This window comes from Pseudoalteromonas sp. NCCP-2140, assembly GCF_023708065.1.
Lineage (GTDB): Bacteria > Pseudomonadota > Gammaproteobacteria > Enterobacterales > Alteromonadaceae > Pseudoalteromonas.
Genome location: NZ_BRCZ01000008.1, coordinates 9,202 through 16,801, shown reverse-complemented (window position 1 = coordinate 16,801; position 7,600 = coordinate 9,202). Strand labels below are relative to the sequence as shown.

Sequence of the window (7,600 nt, the reverse complement as noted above, 5' to 3'; positions counted from 1 at the left end):
GCGCGAAATAAATTTCACGCCTACATCAACCGTAGGCGTCACGCTTGCTTGGCGCGTCTTACATACAACACCATTTCATCAACCTATGCCTGACCAACAAACAACACCGCTCGGCTCAAAACTAAAAGCTGACTGCTCTAGCTACAAGTCATTATTCCTCTCACTCGGGATATCACTAAAATACTCTACAAACTCAACTTCAAAACCTGCGGGGTCGATGAAATATATATTTTTACGATATGGGTTTTCTGGGCCGTGTTTATCAATTTCATAACCAGCCGAAACAAGACGCTCAACTACAGCATTAATATCGTTTGTCACATAAGCAAAATGGGCAAGGCCTACTTGGTGGCCTGCTAAATCACGGTTTTCAGCTTCACCGTTATCGCTTAATGCAAGATATTGGTAATCATCACCAAAGTGCAGCCATTTACGCGGTTTTCCTGACCATGTGCTATCGCCTTGACTACGCACACGCCAGTGCGGGAATGCCGCTTTATAAAAGTGCAGCATGTCATCAACATTACTAACAACAAGGTTTACGTGTTCTAAATACATGGTAGTTTTCCTTTTTATTTTTAAACTGCCATCAAGATAAAACCTCAAGTTAAGTTTAGGTAAAGCACTTTTTCAAATAAAAAAGCCCCACAAACGTGAGGCTTTAAAAATTGAGTAGTTATTGTTGAGTCAGCTACCAGCAACCTGCATTTGTTCAATCAATACAGAGCCTGTTTGAATACCGCCACGACGCTCGATGTCGCCACCTAAGCCTACAACGGCCTTAAACATGTCTTTTAAGTTACCAGCAATCGTGATTTCACTGACTGGGTATTGGATTTCGCCATTCTCAACCCAAAAACCCGCCGCGCCACGTGAGTAATCACCCGTTACCGTGTTCACACCTTGACCCATAAGTTCAGTTACTAATAAACCTGTGCCCATGGTTTTTAAAAGCGCTTTTAAATCGGCATGGGTTTGTTCAACTAACCAGTTATGAATACCACCAGCATGACCCGTTGGTGCCATCGACAGTTTGCGTGCTGCGTAGCTTGCTAATAGGTAAGTTTGCAGCTCACCGCCTTGAATAATTTCACGGTCTACGGTTTTTAAACCTTCAGCATCAAACGGTGAAGACGCTAAACCTTTTAATAAGTGCGGGCGCTCAGAGATATTCACACAATCGCTGAATACTTTAGTACCCAGGCTATCAAGCAAGAAGCTCGATTTACGATAAAGCGCACCGCCACCAATCGCCGACACTAAATGGCCGAATAATGAGTTCGCAATATCAGCTCTAAAGATCACTGGTACTTTCATGGTACCGAGCTTTAGGCTGTTAAGTTTAGCCAAGGTTTCGGTTGCTGCTTCAAGACCCACTTTTGCAGCATCATTTAAGTCATCTTTATGGCGCGCGATGGTATAAGCCGAGTCACGCTGCATTTGCTCGCCTTCTTTACCAATCACCATCGTACTAATGCTATGACGCGTACGCGGGTAACCTGCAATCATGCCATGGCTGTTACCATAAACACGCAAACCTTGGTGAGAAGAAAAACTCGCACCATCTGAATTTACAATGCGCTCATCGGCATTCAACGCCGCTTGTTCTGCTTGATGACAAAACTCTACACCTTGCTCAGGGCTAACTTCCCACGGATGGTATAAATCTAAATCTTGCGGTGCAAATTCAAGTAACTCTTTATCAGCGATACCATTAAATGGGTCGTCAGAGGTGAACTTTGCAATATCAATGGCTTTTTCGACCACTGTACGTAATGTTTTAGGGTTTAAGTCAGCCGTTGAAGCTGAGCCTTTGTTGTTACCCACATAAACACTAATACCTAAGCCACCGTCTTGGTTAAACTCTATTGTTTCAACTTCGCCCATGCGCGTGCTGACAGACAAACCTGACGTGCTCGACATCGCCGCTTCAGCCGCAGTAGCACCCAATTTTTTTGCATGCTCCAGTACTTCGCTTACTGCGTCTTTCACTTCAGAAATGTGTTGATAAATAGGATCTTTCATCTTGTGTGTCCTAGGTTCTGATATTTTTTATAGTGTAACGAATGCTAACACACTGCGAGACCTGCATCAGCTAATATTAATCATTAACTAAATGGCGTATAATAGCGAATAGTTAAGTTTACTGAATGAGCATCCTTATGGCGAAGAAGAAAAAGCCACTTATCGAAGAAGAAATTATTTACGTATCAAAAAGCGAATTAAAACGTGAAGCCATGCAATATCATGGTCTGGGTGCTGAAATTGCAAAAATGCCGAAAAAGCAACGCGATCGTTTACCGCTTAATCACGATTTAAAAGAAGCCCTTGTTGTTTCTGATAAAGTAAGTGACAAGAGCGATGCTTACCGTCGTAACTTAAACTACATCGCAAAAGTATTACGTACCACAGAAAACGTTGATGAAATCCAAGCGATGATCGACATCATGCTTAATAAAAACAATCAAGCCGATGTTTTGATGAACAAAATCGAAACCCTGCGCGATGATTTAATTAAACAAGGTGACGACCTGATCAATTCAACAATTGATCAATACCCTTCTCTTGAGCGCCAAAAAATGCGCCAATTAGTGCGCAGCGCCGCAAAAGAAGTAAAAGCAGAAAAACCAGCCAAGAATTACAAAGAGTTATTCCAGTATCTAAAAGATGCAATTATGCTTTAATCTCCTTCGCGCGAATTAAATTTCACGCCTACATCACCGTAGGCGTCACGCTTGCTTGGCTCGTCTTAAACACCACACAACACACAACTATCACGCGAAATAAATTTCACTCCTACAACCAAATACAATTCCAAAACGGGTAATCGCCAACGTGCTTAACTAATTTTGCGCGTAGAGGGTTTGCAACTACATATCGAGCTTGTTGTATTAGGTCGTTTTCATCTCTGATTTGATGATCATAAAAATTACTTTGCCAGACTACGACTTTACGCCCCTTCCTCTTTCGAATAGACATGGTCACCATGCTTTTATACAGCTTAATTACTGCTGATAAGTTTTGCTGAGGGCGAAGTTGAAATATCCAATGTAAATGGTCAGGCATGAGGACAAAGCAGATTGTCTCTACTTTATCTTCTAAATAGTATATTGCTTTGGCAGCATCAACTGCATATAGGTAGTTGGCAAATATAGGTACTCGATTCTCACAACAAAGAGTTACTGAATAATAGCAATTTGAATGTGAGTTACGCCCTTTAAGTCTCTTCCTTGACGAAAACATAAACCTATCAATCCTGAAGGTAAAACCTGATCTTAGAACTTAAAAACACACCTAGCCAATTTACACCAAAAATGTTTAAAACATCGCGCGAAATAAATTTCACGCCTACATCAATCGTAGGCGTCACGCTTGCTTGGCGCGCCTTAAACACCACACAACACACAACCATCGCGCGAAATAAATTTCACGCCTACATCAATCGTAGGCGTCACGCTTGCTTGGCGCGCCTTAAACACCACACAACACACAACCATCGCGCGCAATAAATTTCACGCCTACATCAAACCGTATTCGTCACGCTTGCTTAGCGCGTCTTAAAGATCACACAAAACTCGACCATCGCGCGAAATAAATTTCACGCCTACATCAAACGTAGGCGTCACGCTTGCTTGGCGCGTCTTAAACATCACACAAAACTCGACCATCGCGCGAAATAAATTTCACGCCTACATCAAACGTAGGCGTCACTCTTGCTTGGCGCGTCTTAAACACCACACAACACACAACCATCGCGCGAAATAAATTTCACGCCTACCTCAAACGTAGGCGTCACGCTTGCTTGGCGCGTCTTAAAGATCACACAAAACTCGACCATCGCGCGAAATAAATTTCACGTCTACATCAAACCGTAGGCGTCACGCTTGCTTGGCGCGCCTTAAACACCACACAACACACAACCATCGCGCGAAATAAATTTCACGCCTACATCAAATGTCGGCTGAAAGCTGACAGCTCCAAACAAAAAAGGCTCTGAGCGTTCACTCAGAGCCTTTTTTAAAATCGATAATCAATTACCAGATTTTTACGCGATCTTCTGGTTTGATATACATCTTGTCGCCTTCTTTCACATCAAACGCCTGATAGAATTCTGGCATGTTTGAAAGAATACCGATTACACGGTAATGGCTTGGTGAATGAGGGTCTGTCATTAAACGGTTACGTAACTCTTCGTCACGATATTTACGTCGCCAAATTTGCGACCAACCCATGAAGAAACGCTGATCACCTGTGTAACCATCAATGATTGGCGCTTTTTCATCACCAAGTGATAACTGGTATGCCGTATAAGCAACTGTTAAGCCGCCTAAGTCACCAATGTTTTCACCTAATGTAAGCTGACCATTAACGCTTGCATCTTCAAATGGCTTGTACTCGTTATATTGAGCAACTAGCTGACCTGTACGCTCTTCAAACTGTTTAAGGTCTGATTCGCTCCACCAGTTACGTAAGTTACCGTCACCATCGTACTTCGCACCTTGGTCATCAAAGCCGTGACCTAATTCGTGGCCGATTACCGCACCGATTGCACCGTAGTTAACAGCGTCATCAGCTTCTAGGTTAAAGAATGGCGGTTGTAAGATAGCCGCTGGGAATACAATTTCGTTGTTCACAGGGTTGTAGTAAGCGTTTACTGTTTGTGGTGTCATGTGCCACTCAGAACGATCAACTGGCTTACCTAGTTTTGCAGTCATATCTGCATATTCCCACTCGCTGTGGCGAATGTAGTTACCTACTAAGTCATCACCTTTAACTTCAAGAGCTGAATAGTCTTTCCATTTATCTGGGTAACCAATTTTTGGCGTGAACTTATCAAGCTTTTCTTTAGCCGCAATTTTTGTTTCTGGGCTCATCCACTCAAGGTTTTCAATCGCAACTGCATAACCTTTGATTACGTTATCAACTAACTCTTCCATGCGCGCTTTTGCTTCAGGCGGGAAGTTTTCTTTAACGTATACTTTACCTAGAATTTCACCTAGTACACCGTTTGATGCATCAACTGCTTTTTTCCAAAGTGGAGATTGCTCTGTTACACCACGAAGTGTTGTGCTGTAAAAATCAAAGTTAAGGTCTACTAGCTCTTTATCTAATAGGCGAGCGTAGTTGCTAACAAAATGGAACTTAAGGTAGTTCTGCCACGTTGCTAAGTCTGTATCGTTGTAGATACCTGCGAATTTTTCTAGGTAGCTAGGCTGGCGAATGATTACATCTTCAGTTTTGATACCAGATGCATCAAGATAAGCTGCAAAGTCAAAGTCGCCAGTAAGTTTGTTAGCATCTGCAACGCTCATCTTGTTGTAAGATTTAGTCGCATCACGGCTCTCAACACGGCTCCACTGCGCATCAGCAATGCTTGTTTCAAGATCAATAATTGCTTTAGCCGCAGACTCTGCATCTGCTACACCGGCTTTGCTTAAGATAGCTGTTACGTATGCTTGGTAAGCTTCACGAATTTTTGTGAATTTTTCTTCATCTTTTAGGTAGTAGTCGCGATCTGGTAAACCTAAACCAGACTGATAAACATACATCGCGTTTTCGCTAGAGTTTTTCGCGTCGTTGTTTACGTACCAACCAAACGGTAAGCTACCGCCTTTAATGCGAAGTTCAGCCATTAAAGCAACAAGATCAGACTTGTTCTTAACTGCATCAACGCTTTCTAGCACTGGTGTTAATGGCTTGATACCTGCCGCTTCACGGCCCGCTTCGTCCATGTAGCTGTTGTAGAATGCAGCTAGTTTAGCTTCATCAGAGCCAGGCTTAACGTCTTTATTAGCCGCTGCTTTTTCTAGTACTTCTTTCATCGCTTTTTGCGAATCATCGTAAAGCTGAGTGAATGAACCGTAGTTTGATTTATCACCTGGAATTTCTGTTTTCTCTAACCATTCGCCGTTTACGTGATAGTAAAAGTCATCTTGTGCGCGAACAGACTCGTCCATATTCGCCAGTTCAATGCCTGAATTTAAAGGTGCTTTTGCTTCAGTTACGGTCGCAGTTGCTGGTGCTTTAGTTTCTTGTTCTTTTTCACCACAACCAACAAGACCGAGGGCTAGTGCAATACTTGCCGCGGTAAGTGTTACTTTTTTCATGGGAGTCCCGTACTAATTATTTTTTGATGTATTTATCGAAAAACTAGCAAACTTAATTAATCATTAGTTTTTCGCTTTAACCATAATAAACCTCTCAAGCAAAACAATAAAACCGAATATGTAACAATTCTTATCAAAACAGGATGAGACGCATTGTTGAGCGGTGGGAAGGGGAAATTAGCGGTAGAATTGTAGGCGCGATTTTATATCGCGCAATGTTTCTATGATTCACAAAGAGGATAAGAGAGCGCTGCGCTTAACAGGTAGTAAATTAAGATATTTTGGGTTTACTCTTTCTCTTCTCGTTCACTTCTCTTTGTGCAAAACATATTGAACCACAGAGAGCACAGAGGCGCTGCGCACTACACAGAGAAAACCAAATTATCACAAAGAGATAAAGAGACGCTTCGCTTTAGAGGAAGTAAAAACGATCCTGTGCTTCCCTCATTCACTTCTCTATGTGCAAATATTTTCGCGCGAAATAAATTTCACGCCTAGATCAAACGTAGGCGTCACGCTTGCTTGGCGCGTCTAACATTCAGCACCAAGCCTGCAAATCAATAAAGAACCCACAAACAATGCCGCTCGGCTAAAAACTGACAGCTGAAAGCTGATGGCTTTAAATTCTCTTCCTCTATGCTCTCTGTGTCCTCTGTGGTTAGAAAAAGATCTTTAATTCACAAAGAGGCTAAGAGGCGCTGCGCTTTAGAGAAAACAAAAGCATTATTAGCACTTCCTCATTTTCTTCTCATTCACTTCTCTGTGTGCAAAAAGATCTTACGCGCGAAATAAATTTCACGCCTACATCAAACGTAGGCGTCACGCTTGCTTGGCTCGTCTTACATTAAGCACCAAGCCTGCAAATCAATAAAGAACCCACAAACAATGCCGCTCGGCTAAAAACTGACAGCTGAAAGCTGATGGCTATAAATTCTTTTCCTCTATGCTCTCTGTGTCCTCTGTGGTTAGAAAAAGATCTTTAATTCACAAAGAGGCTAAGAGGCGCTGCGCTTTAGAAAAAACAAAAGCATTATTAGCACTTCCTCATTTTCTTCTCATTCACTTCTCTTTGTGCAAAATATATTTGAACCACAGAGAACACCGAGGCGCTTCGCGCTACACAGAGGAAACCAATATTTAAAAAAAGTTTGGTCTCACCTTCCCTCCCTCTATGCTCTCTGTGTCCTCTGTGGTTAGAAAAAGATCTTTAATTCACAAAGAGGCTAAGAGGCGCTGCGCTTTAGAGAAAACAAAAGCATTATTAGCACTTCCTCTTTTTCTTCTCATTCACTTCTCTTTGTGCAAAAAGATCTTACGCGCGAAATAAATTTCACGCCTACATCAATCGTAGGCGTCACGCTTGCTTGGCGCGTCTTACATTAAGCACCAAGCCTGCAAATCAATAAAGAACCCACAAACAATGCCGCTCGGCTAAAAACTGACAGCTGAAAGCTGATGGCTTTAAATTCTCTTCCTCTATGCTCTCTGTGTCC

Annotated in this window: 5 protein-coding genes; 1 reads left to right on the top strand and 4 read right to left on the bottom strand. The window is 42.3% G+C overall.

Translation table 11 applies throughout. From position 1 onward, the window contains the following. Positions 1-141: 141 nt before the first annotated feature. Together NFU46_RS15190 and pmbA are read right to left on the bottom strand one after the other, a co-directional pair. Complete coding sequence (locus tag NFU46_RS15190) at positions 142-558, bottom strand: VOC family protein (RefSeq protein ID WP_251602930.1); 417 nt, start codon at positions 556-558, stop codon at positions 142-144. 129 nt (positions 559-687) lie between these two features. Next, positions 688-2,025, bottom strand: coding sequence for a metalloprotease PmbA (gene pmbA, locus NFU46_RS15185; RefSeq protein ID WP_251602928.1), 1,338 nt, complete (start codon positions 2,023-2,025; stop codon positions 688-690). 137 nt (positions 2,026-2,162) lie between these two features. On the opposite strand from pmbA, the gene yjgA reads away from it, so the two are divergent. Continuing rightward, positions 2,163-2,684 carry a ribosome biogenesis factor YjgA gene (gene yjgA, locus NFU46_RS15180; protein WP_058583884.1) on the top strand — a complete coding sequence of 174 codons (522 nt, stop codon included), beginning with the start codon at positions 2,163-2,165 and terminating at the stop codon, positions 2,682-2,684. Between the two features lie 112 nt (positions 2,685-2,796). On the opposite strand, the gene NFU46_RS15175 is transcribed toward yjgA, so the two are convergent. Both NFU46_RS15175 and NFU46_RS15170 read right to left on the bottom strand, forming a co-directional pair. Then, positions 2,797-3,243, bottom strand: coding sequence for an REP-associated tyrosine transposase (locus NFU46_RS15175; RefSeq protein WP_248529707.1), 447 nt, complete (start codon positions 3,241-3,243; stop codon positions 2,797-2,799). Between the two features lie 791 nt (positions 3,244-4,034). Next, a complete protein-coding gene (locus tag NFU46_RS15170; RefSeq protein ID WP_251602926.1) occupies positions 4,035-6,107 on the bottom strand; it encodes a M13 family metallopeptidase in 2,073 nt (690 codons plus the stop codon). Between the last annotated feature and the right edge of the window lie 1,493 nt (positions 6,108-7,600).